Origin of the sequence: Enterobacter sp. Lyrl_3 (assembly GCF_051948675.1) — a bacterium.
GTDB classification, from domain to species: Bacteria; Pseudomonadota; Gammaproteobacteria; order Enterobacterales; family Enterobacteriaceae; genus Enterobacter; species Enterobacter cloacae.
In genome coordinates, this window is sequence record NZ_JAYJLI010000007.1 from 183,821 (window position 1) to 207,461 (window position 23,641).

Sequence of the window (23,641 nt, forward strand, 5' to 3'; positions counted from 1 at the left end):
TGCGCCCCCGCAGGGCAGGGGCTGCGCTGGATTACAGTTCACTCTTCTTGTGGAAACCGTCTTTGATAACGGTGGCGTCAATGTTCTCTTTATTGACTTCAATTGGCGTGAGCAGGCGTGCCGGCACATCTTTCAGACCGTTGTTCAGCGTCGCGTCGGCTTTCGGTTGTTTACCGTTCCCCAGCTCTACGGCGATCTCTGCAGCCGTGTTGGCCAGTTCAGTGATGGGCTTATACACCGTCATGGTCTGGGTGCCCGCAATGATGCGTTTTACACCGGCGAGATCCGCATCCTGGCCTGAAATGGCCACTTTCCCGGCCAGCCCCTGTGCACTCAGCGCCTGAATGGCCCCCCCGGCGGTGGCGTCGTTGGAGGCGACGACGGCATCAATTTTGTTGTTATTCGCAGTTAGCGCGTTTTCCATAATTTTCAGCGCGTTTTCAGGCAACCAGCCGTCCGCCCACTGATCGCCAACCACTTTAATCTTGCCGCTGTCGATATACGGCTTGAGGACTTTCATCTGGCCTTCGCGGAACAGTTTGGCGTTGTTATCCACCGGTGAACCGCCCATCAGGAAATAATTGCCCTGCGGCACTTTATCGACCAGGCTTTTTGCCTGCAGTTCACCCACTTTTTCATTGTCGAACGAAATATAATAATCAATGTCCGCATTATTAATCATGCGATCATACGCCAGAACTTTAATCCCTTCTTGCTTCGCTTCTTTCACGACGTTACTTAATACCTGGCCGTTATAAGGGATAATGACCAGTACATCAACGCCACGGTTAATCATATTCTCAATTTGCGACATCTGCGTTTCTTCGTTGCCATTTGCAGACTGCACAAACACACTTGCGCCAAGTGATTCCGCTTTTTTTACAAAAATATCGCGATCTTTTTGCCAGCGCTCCAGACGCAGGTCGTCAATCGCCATGCCAATTTTGACCTCTTTGGCATGTCCTGCAAAGCTTGCAAGGAGGAGAGTAGTGCAGAGCGTTAGGGTAAGGTTCTTTATCTTCATAATTATTAGGCCTTTTGTAGGGGTATGTGTTGCTGAGATAAAAGAAACATTCACTGCTTAGACGCAGCAAATTTTTAACGCGGAAAGGCGGGCTGGCAATTACAGATTTTTATCTTCTCATTACGATATTTGGTTTATTTCTGAATTTATGACCGCGATCGGATTTCAAAATACGTAAGGTCTTAATTACATTTGATTATGGAATCTGCGCCGAAAAATAGTTTGCTTGCGCATTATTTTGCGAGCCAGCGCACAGTTGCGCATTCTCTCAATAGCAGTGTGAAATAACGTAATTGAGCAACCCAAAATGTCTATTCACTATTACTCCTGTATCAACGACTCGCCGCATACCCTGATTATGGAGCTCAATATGCAAGCTTATTTCGACCAACTCGATCGTGTTCGTTACGAAGGCCCGAAAACGACCAATCCTTTAGCATTTCGTCACTACAACCCGGATGAGCTGGTGCTGGGTAAGCGCATGGAAGATCATCTGCGCTTTGCCGCCTGTTACTGGCATACCTTCTGCTGGAACGGCGCCGATATGTTCGGTGTGGGTTCCTTTGACCGCCCGTGGCAACAGCCGGGAGAGGCTATCGAGCTGGCGAAGCGCAAAGCGGATGTGGCATTTGAATTCTTCCACAAGCTGAACGTGCCGTATTACTGCTTCCATGACGTGGATGTGTCGCCGGAAGGCGCATCGCTGAAAGAGTACCTGAACAACTTTGCGCAGATGGTGGATGTGCTGGCGGCGAAGCAGCAGCAAAGTGGCGTGAAGCTGCTGTGGGGCACGGCTAACTGCTTCACGAACCCTCGCTATGGTGCCGGGGCAGCAACAAACCCGGATCCAGAAGTATTTAGCTGGGCGGCCACGCAGGTCGTGACCGCAATGAACGCCACGCATCAGTTGGGCGGCGAGAACTATGTTCTGTGGGGCGGACGTGAGGGTTATGAAACCCTGCTGAATACCGATCTGCGTCAGGAGCGCGAGCAGATTGGCCGCTTCATGCAGATGGTGGTTGAGCATAAGCATAAAATCGGTTTCCGCGGCACGCTGCTGATTGAACCGAAGCCACAGGAACCAACCAAGCACCAGTACGATTACGACGTCGCGACCGTGTACGGCTTCCTGAAGCAGTTCGGCCTGGAAAAAGAGATTAAAGTTAACATTGAAGCCAACCATGCCACCCTGGCGGGCCACTCTTTCCATCACGAAATTGCGTCTGCCATTGCGCTGGGCATCTTCGGCTCGGTCGATGCTAACCGTGGTGATGCGCAGCTGGGCTGGGATACCGACCAGTTCCCGAACAGCGTGGAAGAGAATGCGCTGGTGATGTATGAAATCATCAAAGCGGGTGGTTTCACTACCGGCGGCCTGAACTTTGACGCCAAAGTGCGTCGTCAGAGCACCGATAAATACGATCTGTTCTACGGCCACATCGGCGCGATGGATACCATGGCGCTGGCGCTGAAAGTCGCTGCGCGCATGATTGAAGACGGTGAGCTGGATAAACGTGTCGCGAAGCGTTATAGCGGCTGGAACAGTGAGCTGGGCCAGCAAATTTTGAAAGGCCAGTTATCGCTTGCGGAAATCGCGAAGTACGCTGAACAACATCAGCTGGCGCCGCAGCATCAGAGCGGACACCAGGAACTGCTGGAAAATCTGGTTAATCACTATTTGTTCGACAAGTAAAAACGTAGGCCCGGTAAGCGGAAGCGCCACCGGGCATTTCTGTCAAAGGAGCCACCACAATGTATATCGGGATTGATCTTGGCACATCGGGTGTGAAAGCCATCCTCTTAAGCGAGCAGGGTGACGTGTTGGCAACGCAGACTGAAAAACTGCAGGTTTCGCGTCCGCATCCGTTATGGTCGGAACAGGATCCGGAGCAGTGGTGGCAAGCGACGGATCGCGCAATCAAGGGGTTAGGTGAACAGCACAGTTTGCGTGAGGTCACCGCGCTGGGTATCGCCGGACAGATGCACGGCGCTACGCTGCTGGACAGCCAGCATCGTGTGCTGCGCCCTGCGATCCTCTGGAACGATGGCCGCTGTGCGGAAGAGTGCGCGCTCCTGGAAGAGCGAGTGCCTGCGTCCCGTGACATCACCGGCAACCTGATGATGCCCGGCTTCACCGCGCCGAAGCTTCTCTGGGTGCAACGCCATGAGCCGGAGATTTTCCGTCAGGTGGCGAAGGTCTTACTGCCAAAAGATTATCTGCGTTTTCGCATGACGGGGGATTTTGCCAGCGACATGTCCGACGCCGCCGGCACCATGTGGCTCGACGTGGCGAAACGCGACTGGAGCGAGGCGATGCTGGATGCCTGTCATCTCACCCGTGAGCATATGCCCGCACTCTTTGAAGGCAGCGAAATTACCGGCACCTTACAGTCCGCCATAGCGGAACGCTGGAATATGCCTGCTGTGCCGGTGGTGGCTGGCGGCGGGGATAACGCGGCGGGCGCCGTGGGTGTCGGCATGGTTGATGCGGGCCAGGCCATGCTGTCTCTCGGCACATCTGGCGTCTATTTTGCCGTCAGCGATGGATATCGCAGCAACCCGGAAAGCGCGGTGCACAGTTTCTGCCATGCGCTGCCAGGAAAATGGCATTTGATGTCGGTGATGCTCAGTGCAGCTTCTTGCCTGGACTGGGCGGCGAAGCTGACCGGGATGGCCGATGTTCCGGCATTGATTACCGCAGCACAGCAGGCGGATGAAAACGCTGGTACCGTCTGGTTTTTACCGTATCTCTCCGGTGAGCGTACACCGCACAACAACCCGGAAGCGAAAGGGGTATTTTTTGGCTTAACCCATCAGCACGGTCCTGCGGAACTGGCGCGTGCGGTTCTGGAAGGCGTGGGCTATGCGCTGGCGGATGGAATGGACGTGGTGCATGACTGCGGCCTGAAACCAGCAAGCATCACCCTGATCGGCGGCGGCGCACGCAGCAGCTACTGGCGCCAGATGCTCTCTGATATCAGTGGATTGCAGTTGGACTATCGTACCGGGGGCGATGTGGGCCCGGCGCTGGGTGCCGCGCGGCTGGCGCAGATAGCCATGAACCCGGAAAAACCACTTTCGCAACTGTTGCCACAGCTCACGCTGGAACAGGCTCATCTGCCCGACGCAACTCGCCACGCGCGATATGCTGAAAGGCGCGATGTGTTCCGCAAAATCTATCAGCAGTTGCTGCCGCTGATGTCATAAGCGTGATTGTCTGTCAGAGGCATGAGGATGTCCTTTTTTGGTCTGTCCGCGTGCCTGTTTCCTCGCCAGTATGTATTTATACCCACTGGCGAGGAGCACCATCATGTCACGTATTGCATTAATCAACATCGATACCCAACAGTCTTTTCATCACCGCGATTACTGGCAGGAGCAAGATGTTCCGGCCTTTCAGCAGGCAATGCTGGGGCTGACAGAAGGCTGCCAGTCGCGCGGTATTCCTGTCGCCGATATTTTCCATGTGGATGAAAAAGGCCCTTTCTCACTGCAAAGCGGCTATGTCAAACCGATGGCCTTTTTACGTCATCAGCCGGATGTGGTTTTCCAGAAACACGTTCATAATGCCTTCACGGATACGGGCCTGGATCGCTGGCTGCGCGAGCGTGATATCAACCAGCTGATCCTATGCGGTATTCGCACTGAACAGTGCTGCGAAACCACCGCACGGGTGGCATCCGATCTGGGTTATGCTGTGACCTTTGTTAGCGAGGCAATGCTCACGTTTCCTATGACGTACAAGGGCGTAACCCTTAGCGCTGCGGAAATTCGTCATCGTACCGAAACGGTACTGTCAGGGCGATTTGCCGCGATTAAAACGGTAGCAGAGACGCTGGAGTCACTGTAATGCGCATCGACGTTTGGTTCGTTATGTTGCCCGGGGTGTTGTCATTAGACATGACAGGCCCGGCAGAAACCTTTGTCCTGGCAGGCGATGCGTTTTGTCTGCATTACATTGGCCCGCAACCTGAGGTGCAAACGTCGATTGGTTTGATGATGAGCGGTATCGCGCCATTACCGGAAAGGCTTCCGGAAGGGAGCCTGCTGGTTATGCCTGGTGTAAGCGACTCCCGCGTTCAGTTTTCTACGCCGCAGGCGATGCAGATCCAGCACTGGCTGATGCGCCTGCAGCCGGCTATTCAGCGTCAGGATATCACCGTGATGTGCGTCTGCTCAGGGGCTTTGCTGGCAGCAAAATCAGGGCTGCTGAACAACCGGCAGTGCACAACGCATCATGAGGTTATCGACCGTTTACGCGCTGCCGCCCCCACGGCGACGATCAAAGAGAACCGGATATTCGTGCAGGATGAGAATGTCTGGACCAGCGCAGGGATCACCTCGGGTATCGACCTGGCGCTGCATATGATTAACCGTCTGTGCGGGCCAGAAAAGGCGCTGGCCGTGGCACGCGAGATGGTGGTCTGGTTCCGCCGGTCCGGGGACGATCCGCAGCTATCGCCATGGTTACGCTATCGCAATCATCTTCATCCGGCTATCCACCGTGCTCAGGATGCGCTAACCGCAGACCCGCAAAAAGCGTGGAACGTGCCGGATATTGCCGCGCTGGCGCATGTCAGCCCGCGCCATTTAACCCGTCTTTTCCAGACGCATTTGGGGATAAGCGTTCGCGATTACCTGGAGCAGTTGCGTCTGGCGGTGGCGGAGCAATGGCTATTGCAGGGGCGCGGCGTGGAGCAGGCCTCACTGGCGGCAGGGTTTTCCTCCCCGCGCCAGTTTCATCGGGCCCGACAGCGCGTCGTTAACTGACGAAGCGGCGGGTGTCTAGCTTCTGTAGCAGCATCGACAGCAACAGGCTCACGACCAGTGTGACGGAGAAAATCCAGACGATATCCAGCACTGGCCAGCTTTTGAGTTCGACGCCTCTCGTGCGTAGTGCGTGGATCACCAGCGCGTGAAAACCATAAATCCCCAGCGAGTGCCGCGAGATAAAACCCAGCACGGGAAGAGGGCGCGCGTTCAGGGTGTTTTTAACGAGCGTCAGCAGGGAAACGGCACAAATGAAGACCATCGGCCCGCAGTACAGGTACCATGTATCGGCAAAATTGCCGCGCCATTGCAGCTCATGCAGCGTCCCGCGTGAAATGATAATCACCCCGATGATAAACAACGCGCCACATAGCCAGCTGATACCCCGCTTTTGGGTATCTATCATCCCGATGGCGCGCCCCAGCATGCCGTAGAGCACGTAGTAAAACGTATCGCCATTGATGTAGAGGTTTACCGGTAGCCACTCAAAACCGTCGATTTTCTGTGAGACGGTATTCGGATTGGCGATGATTCCTATCACCACCATCAGCGCCAGAAGCATCTTTCCGCTGACGTTTTTTACCTGAATCAACGGTGATACCAGGTAGATAACGATAATGGCGAAGAAAAACCACAGGTGGTAAAACACCGGCTTTTGCAGCAGATATTTGAGTGACAGGCCGGGGCTAATGGAGGTAAACAGCGTGATGTAAATCAGCGCGACGGCGCTATAAAAGCCGAGACACGCGGCGATACGAATAAAATGTCGCGGTTGTGCGCTACGCTCGCCAAAAAAGAGAAAGCCGGAAATCATAAAGAACAGCGGAACGCTGACACGCGACGCGGAGTTGAGAATATTCGCGACATCCCAGTTAACAGGGCTGATACTGTGTGCGTTCGTAACATACCAGGTCGTCGTGTGGATCATCACCACCATCAGACACGCTATTCCTCGCAGATTATCAATCCAGCTAATTTTTGACTGCATCAGTTCCTCTTTTTCCCTGTAAATAGAGTGTGACTGCTATTGTGTAAAAGTCTTTCCTTGGAAAAATCTGAGTTTTATAACGCGGACTTGTCTGGCCATCGCGAGATTCGCAGAATGCCAGACCGTAATCTATAAAAGCTTTGCTACTAAAAATAACAGCCACTGACCGGGTCGGTAATAAAAATGATGATGAAGCGTGTGGGGTCACTCTTTCTGCTGGTGGTACTGGCCGGATGCAGTACGCCTCAGGAAGCACCTGCGCAAAAAGCGCAGCAGGGCAAAATGAGCCCGGAACGTTCGCTGAATATGGAACAGCTGTGTAAAGATCAGGCGGCTCACCGCTATAACCTGGATACCCAGAAAATTGATGTCACCGGCTTTGAGCGTTTTCAGGGCAGCTATGAGCTTCGGGGCCATACCTCTCGTAAAGAGGGCTTTGTCTGCTCGTTTGATGCGGACGGTCAGTTTTTACATCTCTCCATGCGCTAATCTGCTCGCATAATCGACAGCCAGACGCTCGACGCGTTCTGGCTCGAACGCTTATTTCCCAATTTTCCCTAAACAACCCCGTTTCGTACTGTATATCTTGCAGCCAGCGGGTATACTGGTCCCTTCCATTTAAAACCACACGTATCCAGCACGAAATACTATGCAAAAGTTTGATACCAAGACCTTCCAGGGCCTGATCCTGACCTTACAGGATTACTGGGCTCGCCAGGGCTGCACCATTGTTCAACCTTTGGACATGGAAGTCGGCGCAGGCACCTCACACCCGATGACCAGCTTACGCGCGTTGGGGCCAGAGCCAATGGCGACTGCTTATGTGCAGCCTTCCCGTCGTCCGACCGATGGCCGTTACGGCGAAAACCCAAACCGTCTGCAGCACTACTATCAGTTCCAGGTGGTCATTAAGCCATCGCCAGACAATATTCAGGAACTGTACCTTGGGTCACTGAAAGAGCTGGGTATGGATCCGACCATTCACGACATTCGTTTCGTGGAAGATAACTGGGAAAACCCAACGCTGGGGGCCTGGGGTCTGGGTTGGGAAGTGTGGCTGAACGGTATGGAAGTGACGCAGTTCACCTACTTCCAGCAGGTTGGCGGTCTGGAATGTAAGCCGATCACCGGTGAAATCACCTATGGTCTGGAACGTCTGGCAATGTACATTCAGGGCGTAGATAGCGTTTACGACCTGGTCTGGAGCGACGGCCCGCTGGGTAAAACCACTTACGGCGACGTGTTCCATCAGAACGAAGTGGAACAATCCACCTATAACTTCGAATACGCGGATGTGGACTTCCTGTTCACCTGCTTCGAGCAGTACGAGAAAGAAGCGCAGCAACTGCTGGCGCTGGAGACTCCGCTGCCGCTGCCTGCCTACGAGCGTATTCTGAAGGCCGCCCACAGCTTCAACCTGCTGGACGCCCGCAAAGCGATCTCCGTGACTGAACGTCAGCGCTACATTCTGCGTATTCGTACCCTGACCAAAGCCGTTGCAGAAGCTTACTATGCGTCCCGTGAAGCCCTTGGCTTCCCGATGTGCAACCGAAACAAATAAGAGGCGGCCATGTCTGAGAAAACTTTCCTGGTGGAAATTGGCACCGAAGAGCTGCCACCAAAAGCCCTGCGCAGCCTGGCTGAATCTTTTGCTGCGAACGTGACTGCCGAGCTGGATAACGCTGGCCTGGCGCACGGTAAAATTGAGTGGTTTGCTGCTCCGCGTCGTCTGGCGCTGAAGGTGGCAAATCTGGCGGCGTCTCAGCCGGATCGTGAAGTGGAAAAACGTGGCCCGGCGATTGCCCAGGCGTTCGATGCGGAAGGCAAGCCAAGCAAAGCGGCAGAAGGCTGGGCGCGCGGTTGCGGTATTACCGTTGACCAGGCCGAGCGTCTGACCACTGACAAAGGCGAATGGCTGCTGTATCGCGCTCACGTAAAAGGTGAACGCACAGAAGCACTGCTGCCAAACATGATCGCCACTTCGCTGGCTAAGCTACCCATTCCTAAACTGATGCGCTGGGGCGCGTCCGACGTACACTTCGTGCGTCCGGTACACACCGTGACCCTGCTGCTGGGCAACACCGTTATTCCGGCGACCATTCTGGGCGTGGCGTCCGATCGCGTCATTCGCGGCCACCGCTTTATGGGCGAGCCAGAGTTCACCATCGACAATGCCGACCAGTATCCGCAGATCCTGCTGGAGCGCGGTAAAGTCATTGCTGACTACGAACAGCGTAAAGCCAAAATTAAAGCGGACGCAGAAGAAGCGGCGCGCAAGATTGGCGGTAACGCTGACCTGAGCGACAGCCTGCTGGAAGAAGTCACCTCGCTGGTGGAATGGCCGGTTGTGCTGACCGCGAAGTTTGAAGAGAAATTCCTCGCGGTTCCGGCAGAAGCGCTGGTATACACCATGAAGGGTGACCAGAAATACTTCCCGGTTTATGCCAACGACGGCAAGCTGCTGCCAAACTTTATCTTCGTGGCGAACATCGAATCGAAAGATCCGCAGCAGATTATCTCCGGTAACGAGAAAGTGGTGCGTCCACGTCTGGCGGATGCGGAGTTCTTCTTCAATACCGACCGTAAAAAACGTCTGGAAGATAACCTGCCGCGCCTGCAGACCGTGCTGTTCCAGCAGCAGCTGGGTACGCTGCGCGACAAGACCGACCGTATCGCGGAGCTGTCCGGCTGGATCGCCCGTGAAATCGGCGCGGACGTTAACCATGCCACCCGTGCGGGTCTGCTCTCCAAGTGCGACCTGATGACCAACATGGTGTTCGAGTTTACCGACACCCAGGGCGTAATGGGTATGCACTACGCGCGTCACGATGGCGAAGCGGAGGATGTGGCGGTCGCCCTGAACGAACAGTATCAGCCGCGCTTTGCTGGCGATGAACTGCCGTCTAACCCGGTTGCCTGTGCGGTCGCGATTGCCGATAAAATGGATACCCTGGCGGGGATCTTCGGTATCGGCCAACATCCGAAAGGGGACAAAGACCCGTTCGCGCTGCGTCGTGCGGCGCTGGGCGTGCTGCGTATCATCGTAGAGAAGAACCTGAACCTCGATCTGCAGACTCTGACTGAAGAAGCGGTGCGTCTGTACGGCGACAAGCTGACCAATGCCAACGTGGTGGATGACGTGATCGACTTTATGCTCGGTCGCTTCCGCGCGTGGTATCAGGACGAAGGTTACACTGTGGATACCATTCAGGCGGTGCTGGCGCGTCGTCCAACGCGTCCGGCTGACTTCGATGCGCGTATGAAGGCGGTTTCTCACTTCCGTACGCTTGAAGCGGCATCTGCCCTGGCGGCGGCGAACAAGCGTGTCTCCAACATTCTGGCGAAATCTGACGAAACGCTGAACGAGCGTGTGAACGCCGCGACGCTGAAAGAGCCGGAAGAGATCGCCCTGGCGATGCAGGTTGTGGTGCTGCGTGACAAGCTGGAGCCATACTTCGCAGAAGGCCGTTATCAGGAAGCGCTGGTAGAACTGGCGGAACTGCGTGACGTTATCGACGCCTTCTTCGAAAAAGTGATGGTCAACGTGGAAGATAAAGATCTGCGTATTAACCGTCTCTCTATGCTCGAAAAACTGCGTGAGCTGTTCCTGCGCGTGGCGGATATCTCGCTGCTGCAGTAATGTGCCCGCCGGGCATGTACAGGCTAAAAACCCGCTTCGGCGGGTTTTTTCATGACGTGCGGGTGAAAATTTAATCTTGAAATGGTCAACATATTACCGCTATCCTTATCGGCGTTAACTTTCTCCCTCAGGAGCGCATTCCGAAAATGAACAAACACGACTGATGAATTTCGATCCTTGCTAAACGCGACCGCGTCGGCAGGGGATGTTTTGATTTCATTCAGGAGTGCTTATGGCTCATTTTGCGCAGTCCCCTTCTTTTATTTTGCATCAGGTCACCTGTCAGTTTGCGACGGGCGATATTCTTTTTGGCCCGCTGAACCTCTCTCTGGAGACATCCCTGTGTGCGCTCGTTGGTCGTAATGGCAGCGGGAAAACGCGTCTGCTGCGCATGCTGGCGGGGCTGGATGAACCTGCCAGTGGTCATATTGAGCGTTTTGCCTCACATGTCTATGTGGCACAACAGCAGGATATCTCCCCACAGACAACGCTTGCTGAACTGCTCGGTTATGACGCGATTTTTGCAGCGCGTAAGCGCATCGATCGCGGCGATTACCAGCCTGACGATCTGGAGATGCTCGACGGCTACTGGGATTTAGCAGAACGCCTGAACGAGGCGTTTCTCCAGGCGAAACTGCCACCGTTTGACCCCGATAAACCTGCCGCCGAATTCAGCGGTGGCGAGCGGATCCGTGCCCTGTTGTGCGGTGCATTTACGGCTGAGGCGGATTTCCTGTTGCTGGATGAACCCACCAACCATCTGGATCGACAAGGCCGGGCGTGGTTTTACGACCAGTTGCGCCGTTATCAGGGCGGCGTGCTGGTTGCCTCTCACGATCGTGAGCTACTGGCGCAGGTGCCACGTATTCTTGAGCTGAGCGCCTCCGGGCTGCGCAGCTACGGCGGCAATTATGCAGACTATAAACAGCAACGGGATGCCGAACAGCAGGCTGCCCGCGCGGCGCTGGAGCATGCGGCAACGGAGCGCAAACGCACCCGCGCGCGAATGCAAAAAGAGCATGATGACAGCCAGCGGCGTTCGGCGAAGACCATACGCACGGTCGATACCCTGAATATCGCGTCGTTTGAGCGGGTCAAATATAAAGCGGCGGCAAAAGAGCGTATCGGCTCGTGGAAAAAACAGCACAGCGATCAAAACGATGTGCTGAATGCCGCGGTAAACAAGGCGCGGGAACGGGTTGAAGAAGACGCCCCGATCATGTTTACCCTGCCGGGAAGCCAGATTGCTGAGGGAAAACAGGTGCTGGTGCTGGAGGCACTGCAATTGCCGCATGTTTCACTTCCACCAATGAACTGGCGGATGGACGGCCCGATGCGCGTGGCGCTCAGGGGGCCCAATGGCTGCGGTAAATCAACGCTGTTAAAAGTCATCCTCGGTGAAACCGCACCCCGTGCAGGCAGTTGTAAGGTATCGGTGACGTGTGCGTATCTCGATCAGCACCTGTCGCAGCTGGATCTGACGCAGTCGGTGATGGCTCATCTCAATCTGAGCAATACGCCGCTGGAAGAGGGGATGTTGCGTACCCGCCTGGCACAGCTTCAACTTGGGGCAGATAAAGTCTCACTGCCGCTGGCAGAGTTGAGCGGAGGTGAGCGTCTGAAAGCCGCCCTGGCCTGCGTGATGTGGCGCGAGCACGCCACGCAGCTTTTACTGCTTGATGAACCGACCAACCATCTGGACCTGGCATCGGTCCAGGCGATTGAAGCGGCGCTGGCCGGTTTCCCCGGAGCACTGCTGGTGGTGTCCCATGATGAAAGCTTTCTGCAAGGGTTGGCGTTAACGCATGAACTGGTGTGGGAGGAGACGGGCTGGCATTGTGAAGGCCTTTAAAACACAAACCCCCGCAAAGGCGGGGGCGGTAATTCACGGTACTGCATCACGCTATCTGTTTGCTGAGTGCAGGGTTGGCCTGAATCAGGCGCATCAGCTTTAACTCGGTTGGCGTGGGTTTCTCTCGTTTCGACTCCCACTCCAGCACCATCGCTACGCTGACACCCATCGCTCTGGCGAATTCATCTGTTTTTAAACCTGTCCCTTTGCGCAATTGCTCATATTCTGTAAAGGGATTGGATTTCTGTTGCAGGGTCACTGTCTGCGGTACATCTTTAAAAATAATCTGTTCCAGGCTGCTCAGCAGCTCAAACTCAGGATCTTTATATTCCATTGAGAACTCCTCTTAAATCACACACCGGGATCAAGAACATCAGAGAGCCCATTAAGAATAGTCCCTAATACAAACGAAGGATCATCACGCTTGTGATTAATCGTGCGGTAACGATCGCTTTATCCGTTTCAGCTATGCGGATAGTTATGCTAATTACCTGATTAACCATATGTCGGCTTCGCCAGGTATTTTTTTGTAAAGAGTTAAGAAATAAAATGGCAATAGCCGTTTTGCATGAAAAGAGTATCTTGCAGCGCTGACCTGGACTATCCTTGTCAGCGTTGGGCACGCGTGTGCCGATGTGCGCTTTTTTGGGTGAAAGGAGTAATGAAATGGCGACAGGAAAGTCCTGCTCTCGCTGGTTTGCGCCTATTGCGGCGTTGTTGATGGTTGTTAGCCTGAGTGGGTGTTTTGATAAAGAAGGCGATCAGCGCAAAGCGTTTATCGATTTTCTGCAGAATACAGTGATGCGCAGCGGCGAGCGTTTGCCGACGCTGACTGCGGATCAGAAAAAACAGTTTGGCCCCTTCGTGTCTGATTACGCCATTCTGTATGGTTATTCACAGCAGGTAAGCCAGGCGATGGACTCCGGCATTCGTCCGGTTGTGGATAGCGTTAACGCCATCCGTGTCCCGCAGGATTATGTCACCCAACGTGAACCGCTTCGCCAGTCTAACGGTGCGCTCGGCGTGCTGAGCCAGCAATTGCAGAACGCGAAAATGCAGGCTGACGCGTCACGTTCCGCGTTGAAACAGGGCGACGATCTCAAACCGGTCTTCGACAAAGTGTATGAGAAAGTGGTGACCAAACCTTCGGATGCCCTGCAACCGCTGATCCCCGCCGCGCAGATCTTCACGCAGCAGCTGGTTCAGGTAGGGGATTTTATCTCCCAGCAGGGAACGCAGGTGAGCTTTGTTGCCAACGGTATTCAGTTCCCAACCTCGCAGCAGGCGAGTCAGTACAATACGCTGATTGGGCCGCTGGCCTCCCAGCACCAGGCCTTTAGTCAGGCGTGGAGCGCAGCCGTCGCTGCCACAGAATAAACCGAAAAAACCCCGCTTCAGGCGGGGTTTTTTACTTATGACTAAAATAACGCTTGTCATTCCTCTACCACATCGGTATAACTGTTCGCGTCGGTTTGTTACACAGACCTAAAGCAGTTTAGTAAAGCAGTCCAGATTGTTATCCATAGATACCCTTCGTAGTGACCCTTCCTTCATCGCTTAAAAATCTGTAACGCAACCCATCAAGCCGGAAGGCACAATATATTTGTTAATTAAGGTAATTCTATGTCTGCTAAAATGACTGGTCTGGTAAAATGGTTCAACGCTGATAAAGGTTTCGGCTTCATCACCCCTGACGATGGCTCTAAAGACGTGTTCGTACACTTCTCTGCTATCCAGAACGATGGCTACAAATCTCTGGACGAAGGTCAGAAAGTGTCCTTCACCATCGAAAGCGGCGCTAAAGGCCCAGCAGCTGGTAACGTTGTAAGCCTGTAAGCTTCCAACCCAGTAGCAAAGAATTTAAAAACCCGCCTTCTGGCGGGTTTTTTCGTTTCTACTGTTGAACCTGTGGATTGACGCAGTTTTTCTCCACGTTTCCGTTCAGCGCGGCGATCAGATTATCCACCGCGGTGGCCGCCATGTTGTAACGCGTCTCGTGCGTCGCAGAACCAATATGGGGCAGCGCGACCACGTTAGGCAGCGAAAGCAGCGGCGAATCCACCGGCAGCGGCTCCTGTTCAAACACGTCCAGACCGGCCGCATGGATCTCACCGTTTTGCAGCGCCTCAATTAACGCCTTCTCATCCACGACCGGGCCACGACCCGCATTGATGAAAATGGCGGATTTCTTCATCTTTTCAAACGCCGCTTTGCCAATCAGATGTCGGGTTTCGTCCGTCAGAGGCAGGATCAGACAGACAAAATCCGCTTCCTGCAACAGTGTATCCAACTCGCAATAGCGGGCGTTGAAGCGTTCTTCGGCTTCGCTGTGATGGCGACGCGCGTTATACAGAATCGGCATGTTAAAACCGAAATGCGCACGCTGCGCCAGTGCCAGGCCGATCCGGCCCATGCCAACAATCCCCAGCGTTTTGCCATGAACATCCACACCGAACCAGTCCGGGCCGATGCTTTTTGTCCACTCGCCCGCTTTGACGCGATCGGCCACCTCCACCACGCGGCGGGCAGTGCTGAGCATCAGCGCCATCAGCGTGTCGGCCACGGTCTCCGTCAGGGCATGTGGCGTATGCATCAGCAGGATGTTGCGCGCATTGAGGGCGTCCACGTCAAAATTGTCGTAACCCACGGAAACGGTTGAGGTAGCACGAAGCTTCGGCATTTTTTCCAGCAACGCGACATCCACTTTTTCGCTTGAACCCAGCAGGCCTTCGGCCCGGGCGAACGCCCCGGCGTGTTGTGCCACCGTCTCCGGGCTTAGGTTCTTCACCTGCGTGACGGCGAAGTGTTCTTCCAGGCGTTTTTGCAGATCATCAGGCAGTGCTTTATACAAAATGACGGACGGCTTCATGCTTATCTCCGTTGATTTTTAATGATTCAGGCGTGGCGTGCGCCGACGGGGAGTTGTTGATTATTAGCAGGCTTAACAATCAGAGTAAGCCATACTGAGGCGAAAAGCGCCACTCCCATAAAGATGTATGAGGCTGACGGGCTGCCGGTTGCACCGTTCAGGTAACCAACGAACCAGGAGCCGCAGAAAGAACCGAGCGCACCCATACTGTTAATCAGTGCCATCGCGCCGCCTGCCACATTACGCGGCAGCATCTCCGGGATGATGGCGAAGAAGGGACCATACGGGGCGTACATCGCCGCACCGGCAATCACCAGCAGCGTATAGGAGACCCAGAAGTGGTTTGCGCCCACGGCCCAGGAGCCGATGAAAGCAAAGGCAGCGATCAGCAGCAGTGGCCAGACAAACAGCTTACGATTTTGCAGTTTGTCCGATGCCCAGGAGACGATGATCATCGCGATAGTTGCCGCCAGATAGGGCACGGAGGAGAGCCAGCCGACTTCCACCATACCGAGATTTTCCCCGCCGCTGCGGATAATTGACGGCAACCACAGTACGAAACCGTACACGCCGATACTCCAGGTAAAATACTGCGCGCACAGCAGGATCACGTTGCGGGAGCGGAAGGCTTCGCCATAGTTACGCACCGCCTTCAGCCCTTGCTGCTCTTTATCCAGCTGCGCCTGCAGTGCGGCTTTTTCATCTTCGGAGAGCCATTTCGCCTGAGCAGGCTTATCTTTTACCAGCACCCACCAGCAGAAGGCCCAGATGATTGCCGGCACCCCTTCGATGATAAACATCTCACGCCAGCCGAAAGACTGGATCAGGTAGCCGGACACCACTGACATCCACAGTACGGTGACCGGGTTACCGAGGATCAGGAAGGTGTTCGCACGGGAACGTTCAGATTTGGTAAACCAGTTGCTGATGTAGATCAGCATTGCGGGCATCACCGCCGCCTCAACTACCCCAAGGATAAAGCGAATAGCGGCCAGGGCAGGGATATTATTGACCACGCCGGTAAGCGACGCGCAGGCGCCCCACAGGATCAGACAGACGAAGATCAGCTTACGCACGCTGCGGCGTTCGGCGTAGATCGCGCCGGGGATCTGGAAGAAGAAGTAGCCCAGGAAGAAAAGGGCACCCAGCAGAGATGAAATACCTTTGGTGATCCCGAGGTCTTCGGTGATCCCCGCGGCGGATGCGAAACTGAAGTTGGCACGATCAAGGTACGCCAGGCTGTACGTGATAAACACGATTGGCATGATGTACCACCAGCGTTTTACTGCATTGGTCGAACTGTTCATAGGCTTGCCTCTGTTGTTGAGGTGGTTACCGCCGTTGTCTGTAGGGTACACGGTGGTTTAATTATATGTGCGGGTCGTTGCCCTCACCCTGGTCCTCTCCCACGGGAGAAGGGATTTATTCGTTAAGCTGCGCGCGCGTCGGCAATCCTTCACTGTCGCCCTGCACCTGAATGGCCAGCGAGCCGATCCAATTGCCCCGGGCGATGGCCTGCGGCAGCGGTTTGCCTTCCAGCAGGGCGCTAATGACCCCGACAGCAAAGCCATCGCCCGCGCCGACGGTATCGACTACGTTCTCAACCTTCACGGCCGCGACCGCGCCCTGTTCACCATCCGCGGTTTTAAACCATGCGCCATCGGCACCGGTTTTCAGTACCACCGCTTTTACCCCTTTATTCAGGTAAAAATCGGCAATCCCTTCCGGCGTATTTTCACCGGTGAGGATCACGCCTTCTTTCACCCCCGGCAGAACCCAGTCCGCCTGGAATGCCAGACGGTTCAGCTTCTCGACCATCTCCGCCTCGCTTTTCCACAACACCGGGCGCAGGTTAGGATCGAAAGAGATCGTTTTCCCCTGAGCCTTCATGGTGGTCGCGGCATGATCGAGCAGCTCATACGAGCTGGCTGACAACGCGGCTGCCACACCACTCAGGTGCAGATGGCGTGCACTCGCAAAGTAGTCGGCGTGATAATCTTCCACCGAGAGATGGCTTGCCGCCGACCCTTTGCGGAAGTATTCCACGATGGGATCGGTTCCATTTTCGACTTTAGATTTAAGCTGAAAGCCGGTCGGGAAGCGTCCATCGAGCGTTACGCCTGCGGCATCAATCCCCTCTTTTTTCAGCGAATCAAGAACGAAGTGACCAAAGCTGTCGTCACCCACGCGGCTGACCCAGCCTGTTTTCAGACCGAGGCGCGCCAGCCCCGTTGCCACGTTCAGCTCTGCGCCTGCCACGCGTTTGATAAAGTGCTCAACCGTGCTCAGCTCACCGGTTTCGGTAGCGACAAACATCGCCATGGCTTCACCGATAGTGATCACATCCAGTGTCTTGTGCATGGTTTACTCCTCGCGCAGCAGGTTAACGTAATGCCGGGTGACAGCGGTTAAGTCCGCCCCTTCCAGCGGGAACTCGATCCCGCGTGGGGCATCGGCAGGCAACTGACTGAGCAGGGCCAGCCAGCGCGCATCGGCGCGATCCGGCGCGACGGCGCGGAACTGTGCTTTATGCGGTACGGCGGCTTTCACATGGATATAGCTGACCGCCGGAGCCAGACGGGTTGCCGCTTCTTCCGGCGAGTCGCCGACCCACAGCCAGTTACCCATGTCGAAGGTCAGCGTGACGGGGAGCGCCATTTCCCGGCAGGCAGCCTGGAAGCGCTGCATCGGCGCAAGCTGGCCGCAGTCGGTCTGGTCGTTTTCCACCACCAGTGCCATGCCGCTCTCATTGAGCAAAGCGCGCAGGGCGGTAAGCGGCCGGGTGCCGCTGAAATGTCCCAGGGATACCTTCAGCCACAGCGCGTTGAGCGTGCTGGCTTCGGAAAGGTAGCGGGGAAGGTCGGGGTTGAGGGTACCGTCGGGCATAAACAGGGGGGCGGGGGCGGAATAACACGCCAGCAGGCCCAGCAGCTCAATGGATTCTCCCAGCGCAGGCAGCGCCTGTAGCTCTTCGCTGTTAAACAGCTCCCGGCGGATCTCTACGCCATCGGCACCCGCACCGGCAATTACGGGCAGCATCGCCCGTTGGCCGCCAGCCTGTCGCACCTGATCCGCACCATACGCGGCGGTGACCACCATTATTTTTCTGCCCATTCAGGAACTCCATCAAACGTACATCGATACTATTACGCTAGATGGAACCGGTTCCAAAGAAAAGTTCAGGATGTTGAATTTATGATCGTCATCACAAGGGGAAATTAACGGGCGGTGGAGCCGCGGACAATCAGCTCGCCAGAAAAGACCTGCTCGCGTACGGCATCGCTGATCCCTTCAATGCGACGAACCACTTGTTCAACAGCGGCATAGCCGATTTGCCAGGTCGGCTGTTTGAGCGTGGTGATGCCTACCCCGGCCAGTTCTGCCCACTCCAGTTCATCGAAGCCCAGCAGGCCGATATCGCTGCCCCAGTGCAGGCCAATGCGTTTGAGCGAGCGGGCGACCTGAAGCGTCAGCGCCCCATTGGCCGAAATCACAGCTTTGCGCATCCCGCGATGGCGCGTGTGGAACTGACGCAGGGTATTGTCGAGCTGGTCGGTTTCATGAAGCGGAGTTTCGGCATTTTCGGCGATCACACCGGGATAACGCTCCAGGGTGGCGCGAAATGCATTCAGGCGCTCGCGACGGGTATTCACCATGCCCAGCGGCTCGCTCAGGAACAGAATTGCTTCGAAGCCCTGTTCGATCAGATGCTCGGTTGCAGTCGTGGCCGCCTGGGTATTATCCAGCCCGACGACGTCGCAGGCGAACTCCGGGATTTTACGATCGATGAGCACCATCGGCAGGGAAGACTGTTGCAGCCGGTTTAACCCTTCCTCACGCATACCCACGGCATTGACCACGATACCTTCCACCTGGTAGCTGCGCAGCAGATCGAGATAATGCAGCTCCTGGTCCACCTCGTTGTTGGTGTTACAGACCAGCGGGGTAAAACCTTTCTCGCGACAGGCGGCTTCGATACCGCTCAGCACGTTTACCGAGTAGGGGTTGGTAATATCGGCGATGATAAGCCCGATAAGGCGGGTACGGCCACGTTTAAGTCCGCGCGCCATGATGCTGGGGCGGTAGTCGAGATCGGCAATGGCCTGCTCAATACGTGCCAGCAGCGCATCGGAAAGCAGGTGTTTCTCGCCGTTGAGATAGCGTGAAATACTCGTTTTACCGGTTCTGGCGGCTTTCGCCACGTCGCTGATGGTGGCCCGCGTTGGTTTGCTCATCACTGAATTCCCTGACTTTAGTGAGAATACCTTAGCGGGAAAATCAACGATGGCAAGTGGTTCATGTCGGGGTGTGCGGTCTGATGCCCTCATCCCGACCCTCTCCCACGGGGAGAGGGGGAAATGCGATTACTGAATTGGACTTAACGTAATCTCAACGCGGCGGTTCTGCGCTTTGCCTTCCGCCGTGCTGTTGCTGGCGATAGGGTTTGCCGGGCCCATACCGCTGGTGCGGATACGGTTCGCTTCAACGCCCTGGGTGATCAGCGAGCTGGCCACGGAATCCGCACGCTGCTGAGACAGACGCATGTTCAGCTCCTGGCTGCCGGTGCTGTCGGTGTAGCCAATCACATTCACGGCGGTCTTGTTGTACTCTTTTAGCACCATTGCCACGCCGGTCAGGGTATTCGCACCGGCAGGTTTCAGCGTTGCGCTGCTGCTGTCGAAGGTCACATTGTTAGGCATATTCAGGATGATGTTGTCACCGCTGCGCGTGACGCTCACGCCTGTGCCTTTCATTTTGTCGCGCAACTTCGCTTCCTGCACATCCATGTAATAACCCACGCCGCCGCCGAGTGCTGCGCCTGCCGCTGCGCCAATCAGCGCGCCTTTACCGCGGTCTTTTTTGGAGGAGGAGAGCGCACCTACACCCGCCCCGACCAGTGAACCGATACCCGCGCCGATGCCGGATTTACCCGCTTCGCGTTCACCGGTGTATGGGTTTGTTGTGCAGCCAGAAACCGCCAGTGCACCGCTCACCAGAGCGGCAATAACGAGTACGCGTTTTTTCATCTTCTTTCCTTAATCCTTTTTATTCTTTGCCACGACGGACGTGGCAGTTGATTATGACGTCCGGATACGGAGAAAATTCCGGGGATAACTCTGAAATTTGTGACAAACCATAAACGGCCTCAATAACAAGACCGTAAACCTGCACGCAACCAGGAGCGCACGCTTTGAGCACCTCAACAAAAACCATTCTGACCGCCGCCCACTGGGGGCCGATGCTGGTCGAAACCGACGGCGAAAATGTCCTGTCTTCCCGTGGGGCATTGCCAACACAACACCCTAACTCTTTACAGACCGTCGTTCGCGATCAGGTGCACAGCAAAACCCGTGTGCGCTGGCCGATGGTGCGTAAAGGATTTCTGGCTTCGCCGGACAAGCCGCAGGGCATTCGTGGTCAGGATGAGTTTGTGCGTGTGAGCTGGGATGACGCGCTGGCGCTGATCCACGCCCAGCACAAGCGCATCCGCGACAGCTATGGGCCTGCATCCATTTTTGCCGGCTCTTACGGCTGGCGTTCTAACGGCGTACTGCATAAAGCATCGACATTGCTGCAGCGCTACATGAGCCTGGCCGGCGGCTACACGGGCCATCTGGGGGATTACTCCACCGGCGCGGCGCAGGCGATCATGCCGTACGTCGTCGGCGGTAATGAGGTTTATCAGCAGCAGACCAGCTGGCCGCTGGTACTGGAGCATACCGAGGTGGTGGTGCTGTGGAGTGCCAACCCTCTCAACACGCTGAAAATTGCCTGGAATGCTTCCGACGAGCAGGGTATTGGCTATTTTGATGCGCTGCGCAAGAGCGGTAAGCGCATCATCTGTATTGACCCCATGCGCTCTGAAACCATGGATTTCTTTGGTGACAGTGCCGAATGGCTCGCCCCGCATATGGGTACTGACGTGGCGATGATGCTGGGTATCGCCCACACGCTGGTAGAGAAGGGCTGGCACGACGCCGACTTCCTCGCGCGTTGCACATCGGGCTTCGACAAATTCGCCGATTATCTGACGGGTAAAACGGATGGTGTTGCCAAAACGGCAGCGTGGGCAGCCGATATTTGTGGCATTCCGGCTGACAAGCTCCGTGAACTGGCCGCGTTGTTCCATGAAAACACCACGATGTTGATGTCCGGTTGGGGCATGCAGCGCCAGCAGTTTGGCGAGCAAAAACACTGGATGCTGGTGACGCTTGCCGCGATGCTCGGGCAAATTGGTACGCCGGGCGGCGGGTTTGGGCTCTCTTATCATTTCGCCAATGGCGGCAACCCCACCCGTAAAGCCGCCGTGCTGGCCTCCATGCAGGGATCGGTGAAGGGCGGCGTTGATGCCGTGGATAAAATTCCGGTGGCGCGTATTGTTGAAGCCCTGGAAAACCCGGGCGGGTTTTATCAGCATAACGGTCTGGACCGCCATTTCCCGGATATTAAGTTTGTCTGGTGGGCGGGTGGGGCGAATTTCACGCACCATCAGGATACCAATCGTTTGATCCGCGCCTGGCAGAAGCCAGAGCTGGTGGTGATTTCGGAATGCTTCTGGACCGCCTCCGCCAAACATGCCGATATCGTGCTGCCGGCCACGACCTCGTACGAGCGTAACGATCTCACCATGACCGGTGACTACAGCAATCAGCATATGGTGCCGATGAAGCGTGTGGTCGCACCGCGGGATGAAGCGCGTGATGATTTTGACGTATTTGCGGAACTGAGCGAACGGTGGGAAGCAGGCGGTCGTGAGCGTTTCACCGAAGGGAAAACCGATCTTGAGTGGCTGGAAACGTTCTATCAGATTGCTGCTCAGCGCGGTGCGGCCCAGGGGGTGACGCTGCCGCCGTTTGCGGAATTCTGGGAAGCGAACGCGATTTTCGAAATGCCGGAGAGCGAGCAGAATGCGCAGTTTGTCCGTTTCGCCGATTTCCGTCGCGACCCGGAGAACCATCCGCTGAAAACCGAGAGCGGAAAGATTATGATTTACAGTGAGCGCATTGCCCGCTTTGGGTACGCGGATTGTCCTGCGCATCCCACATGGCTTGAACCGGATGAGTGGCACGGCAATGCCCAGCCGGAGCAGCTCCAGGTGTTATCCGCGCACCCCGCGCATCGCCTGCACAGCCAGCTTAACTATTCGTCGCTGCGCGAGCAGTATGCGGTCGCCGGGCGGGAGCCGATCACGCTTCATGCTGAAGATGCGAAAGCGCGCGGGATTGCGGATGGCGATCTGGTGCGCGTCTGGAACCATCGTGGGCAGGTGTTGGCCGGAGCGGTGGTGAGCGACGGAATCAAACCAGGCGTGATCTGCATCCACCAGGGCGCGTGGCCGGACCTGGACGAGAGCGGTATTTGTAAAAACGGTGCCGTTAACGTGCTGACCAAAGATCTCCCCAGCTCGAAGCTGGGGAATGGCTGTGCAGGCAATACGGCGCTGGCATGGGTCGAGAAATACCAGGGACCCGAGCTTACTCTGACGGCGTTTGATCCGCCTGCCAGCTCATGATCCACGTCGGGTGTTGGGTGTCATCCTGCCAGGCGCTGTCTTCGATACGAAAGCCCTGAGCATGGTAGAAATTCACCGCCCGGACATTTTTTTGATACACCTCCAGGCTTAAGTGCGGGAAGCGCTGTTGAACGTGGTTCAGCAGCGCGCGTCCGATGCCTTTGCCGATGTACGCCGGTGCGACAAATAGTGCGCCGACAAACTGAGACTGCATCACGCTGATAAACCCGTAAGGTTCGCCATCCTGTTCCCAGACCCAGGTTTCGGCCGACGGCAGATAAACGTCCCGCACCATGGCTTCGTTCTCTTTCCAGTAGCTCGCCTCAATAAACGGATGCGCTTCCGTGGTACTTTCAAGCCATAGGCTCAAAAGCGACGCGGTATTCTCACTTTGCCATTTGCGGATCATGATGGCCTCCCGGATGACAGAAGCAGCCGGTAACATGGTCATTGACCAGGCCACAGGCCTGCATAAAGGCGTAGCAGATGGTGGAGCCGACAAACTTAAAGCCGCGTTTTTTCAGCGCTTTCGAGAGTGCGTCCGAGGCCGGAGTCGAGGCGGGAATTTCCGCGAGCGTGGCGGCCTGCGTGATTTGCGGATCGTTATTCACAAATGTCCAGACAAACTCTGAGAACGATTCACCGTTTTGTTCCATTGCCAGGTAAGCGCGTGCGTTACCGATAATGGCCTGGATCTTACCGCGATGGCGGATGATGCCTGCATCCTGCACCAGTCGCTCCACGTCGTCGTCGGTCATCGCGGCGACCCGGACGGGATCGAACTGATGAAAGGCATTGCGGTAGTTTTCGCGTTTCTTCAATACCGTAATCCATGACAAACCCGCCTGCTGACCCTCCAGACAGATCATCTCGAAAAGTTTTTTGCCGTCCGTTTCCGGCACGCCCCATTCCCGATCGTGATAGTCGATATAGAGCTGATCCTGGCTTACCCAACCGCAACGTTGCATCGGTTATCTCCCTTATG

Annotated in this window: 22 protein-coding genes; 11 read left to right on the forward strand and 11 right to left on the reverse strand. The window is 55.6% G+C overall.

What is annotated here, in order from left to right; all coding sequences use genetic code 11:
- Positions 1-31 precede the first annotated feature (31 nt).
- Positions 32-1,024: a D-xylose ABC transporter substrate-binding protein gene (gene xylF, locus VF709_RS15080; RefSeq protein ID WP_013094963.1), complete on the reverse strand. Its 993-nt coding sequence runs from the start codon at positions 1,022-1,024 to the stop codon at positions 32-34.
- Between the two features lie 370 nt (positions 1,025-1,394).
- On the opposite strand from xylF, the gene xylA reads away from it, so the two are divergent.
- The 4 genes from xylA to VF709_RS15100 all read left to right on the forward strand — a co-directional run bounded on the left by xylA (position 1,395) and on the right by VF709_RS15100 (position 5,794).
- Positions 1,395-2,717: a xylose isomerase gene (gene xylA, locus VF709_RS15085; protein ID WP_014830210.1), complete on the forward strand. Its 1,323-nt coding sequence runs from the start codon at positions 1,395-1,397 to the stop codon at positions 2,715-2,717.
- A 59-nt stretch (positions 2,718-2,776) separates the two neighbouring features.
- Positions 2,777-4,231, forward strand: a complete 1,455-nt coding sequence (gene xylB / locus VF709_RS15090) for a xylulokinase (RefSeq protein ID WP_047024125.1) — start codon at positions 2,777-2,779, stop codon at positions 4,229-4,231.
- A gap of 103 nt (positions 4,232-4,334) precedes the next feature.
- Positions 4,335-4,874, forward strand: a complete 540-nt coding sequence (locus VF709_RS15095; protein WP_038418406.1) for an isochorismatase family protein — start codon at positions 4,335-4,337, stop codon at positions 4,872-4,874.
- A complete protein-coding gene (locus tag VF709_RS15100; RefSeq protein ID WP_038418408.1) occupies positions 4,874-5,794 on the forward strand; it encodes a GlxA family transcriptional regulator in 921 nt (306 codons plus the stop codon). Before VF709_RS15095 ends, VF709_RS15100 begins: the two co-directional genes overlap by 1 nt.
- Here the strand turns inward: VF709_RS15100 and VF709_RS15105 are convergent.
- Positions 5,787-6,782 carry an acyltransferase gene (locus VF709_RS15105; RefSeq protein ID WP_149896742.1) on the reverse strand — a complete coding sequence of 332 codons (996 nt, stop codon included), beginning with the start codon at positions 6,780-6,782 and terminating at the stop codon, positions 5,787-5,789. The two genes, VF709_RS15100 and VF709_RS15105, sit on opposite strands and share 8 nt — an antisense overlap.
- Positions 6,783-6,965: 183 nt before the next feature.
- Between VF709_RS15105 and VF709_RS15110 the strand changes: the two genes are divergently transcribed.
- The 4 genes from VF709_RS15110 (at position 6,966) to VF709_RS15125 (ending at position 12,274) form a co-directional block, all read left to right on the forward strand.
- The gene (locus tag VF709_RS15110) at positions 6,966-7,271 is read left to right on the forward strand and encodes a YsaB family lipoprotein (RefSeq protein ID WP_023620070.1); all 306 of its coding nucleotides are present in this window, start codon (positions 6,966-6,968) and stop codon (positions 7,269-7,271) included.
- Between the two features lie 160 nt (positions 7,272-7,431).
- Positions 7,432-8,343 carry a glycine--tRNA ligase subunit alpha gene (gene glyQ, locus VF709_RS15115; RefSeq protein WP_003860141.1) on the forward strand — a complete coding sequence of 304 codons (912 nt, stop codon included), beginning with the start codon at positions 7,432-7,434 and terminating at the stop codon, positions 8,341-8,343.
- 9 nt (positions 8,344-8,352) lie between these two features.
- Positions 8,353-10,422: a glycine--tRNA ligase subunit beta gene (glyS, locus tag VF709_RS15120; RefSeq protein ID WP_440231861.1), complete on the forward strand. Its 2,070-nt coding sequence runs from the start codon at positions 8,353-8,355 to the stop codon at positions 10,420-10,422.
- Between the two features lie 232 nt (positions 10,423-10,654).
- Positions 10,655-12,274, forward strand: a complete 1,620-nt coding sequence (locus VF709_RS15125; RefSeq protein ID WP_038418411.1) for an ABC-F family ATP-binding cassette domain-containing protein — start codon at positions 10,655-10,657, stop codon at positions 12,272-12,274.
- Between the two features lie 46 nt (positions 12,275-12,320).
- Here the strand turns inward: VF709_RS15125 and VF709_RS15130 are convergent, their stop codons facing one another.
- Positions 12,321-12,608: an HTH-type transcriptional regulator gene (locus VF709_RS15130; RefSeq protein ID WP_013094972.1), complete on the reverse strand. Its 288-nt coding sequence runs from the start codon at positions 12,606-12,608 to the stop codon at positions 12,321-12,323.
- Between the two features lie 332 nt (positions 12,609-12,940).
- On the opposite strand from VF709_RS15130, the gene VF709_RS15135 reads away from it, so the two are divergent.
- Positions 12,941-13,651, forward strand: a complete 711-nt coding sequence (locus VF709_RS15135) for a DUF3053 domain-containing protein (protein WP_013094974.1) — start codon at positions 12,941-12,943, stop codon at positions 13,649-13,651.
- Between the two features lie 246 nt (positions 13,652-13,897).
- Positions 13,898-14,110 carry a transcription antiterminator/RNA stability regulator CspE gene (cspE, locus tag VF709_RS15140; protein WP_003860775.1) on the forward strand — a complete coding sequence of 71 codons (213 nt, stop codon included), beginning with the start codon at positions 13,898-13,900 and terminating at the stop codon, positions 14,108-14,110.
- Between the two features lie 58 nt (positions 14,111-14,168).
- Here the strand turns inward: cspE and ghrB are convergent, their stop codons facing one another.
- The 6 genes from ghrB to VF709_RS15170 form a co-directional block, all read right to left on the reverse strand.
- The gene (gene ghrB / locus VF709_RS15145; RefSeq protein WP_045901963.1) at positions 14,169-15,143 is read right to left on the reverse strand and encodes a glyoxylate/hydroxypyruvate reductase GhrB; all 975 of its coding nucleotides are present in this window, start codon (positions 15,141-15,143) and stop codon (positions 14,169-14,171) included.
- Between the two features lie 26 nt (positions 15,144-15,169).
- Positions 15,170-16,450 (reverse strand): MFS transporter, encoded by a 1,281-nt coding sequence (locus VF709_RS15150; RefSeq protein WP_013094976.1) that lies wholly within the window; start codon positions 16,448-16,450, stop codon positions 15,170-15,172.
- 115 nt (positions 16,451-16,565) lie between these two features.
- Positions 16,566-17,504 (reverse strand): sugar kinase, encoded by a 939-nt coding sequence (locus VF709_RS15155; RefSeq protein WP_013094977.1) that lies wholly within the window; start codon positions 17,502-17,504, stop codon positions 16,566-16,568.
- A 3-nt stretch (positions 17,505-17,507) separates the two neighbouring features.
- A complete protein-coding gene (locus VF709_RS15160; protein ID WP_023620073.1) occupies positions 17,508-18,257 on the reverse strand; it encodes a sugar phosphate isomerase/epimerase family protein in 750 nt (249 codons plus the stop codon).
- Between the two features lie 104 nt (positions 18,258-18,361).
- Positions 18,362-19,378, reverse strand: a complete 1,017-nt coding sequence (locus VF709_RS15165; RefSeq protein WP_038418415.1) for a LacI family DNA-binding transcriptional regulator — start codon at positions 19,376-19,378, stop codon at positions 18,362-18,364.
- Positions 19,379-19,507: 129 nt separating this feature from the next.
- Positions 19,508-20,170, reverse strand: a complete 663-nt coding sequence (locus VF709_RS15170) for an OmpA family lipoprotein (protein ID WP_013094980.1) — start codon at positions 20,168-20,170, stop codon at positions 19,508-19,510.
- 164 nt (positions 20,171-20,334) lie between these two features.
- Here VF709_RS15170 and VF709_RS15175 point away from each other — a divergent pair, with 164 nt between their 5' ends.
- Positions 20,335-22,656 carry a molybdopterin guanine dinucleotide-containing S/N-oxide reductase gene (locus VF709_RS15175; RefSeq protein ID WP_038418416.1) on the forward strand — a complete coding sequence of 774 codons (2,322 nt, stop codon included), beginning with the start codon at positions 20,335-20,337 and terminating at the stop codon, positions 22,654-22,656.
- Here the strand turns inward: VF709_RS15175 and VF709_RS15180 are convergent.
- A complete protein-coding gene (locus tag VF709_RS15180) occupies positions 22,619-23,065 on the reverse strand; it encodes an N-acetyltransferase (protein WP_013094983.1) in 447 nt (148 codons plus the stop codon). The genes VF709_RS15175 and VF709_RS15180 overlap by 38 nt on opposite strands.
- A complete protein-coding gene (tag, locus tag VF709_RS15185) occupies positions 23,043-23,624 on the reverse strand; it encodes a DNA-3-methyladenine glycosylase I (RefSeq protein WP_020686549.1) in 582 nt (193 codons plus the stop codon). Before tag ends, VF709_RS15180 begins: the two co-directional genes overlap by 23 nt.
- Positions 23,625-23,641 lie beyond the last annotated feature (17 nt).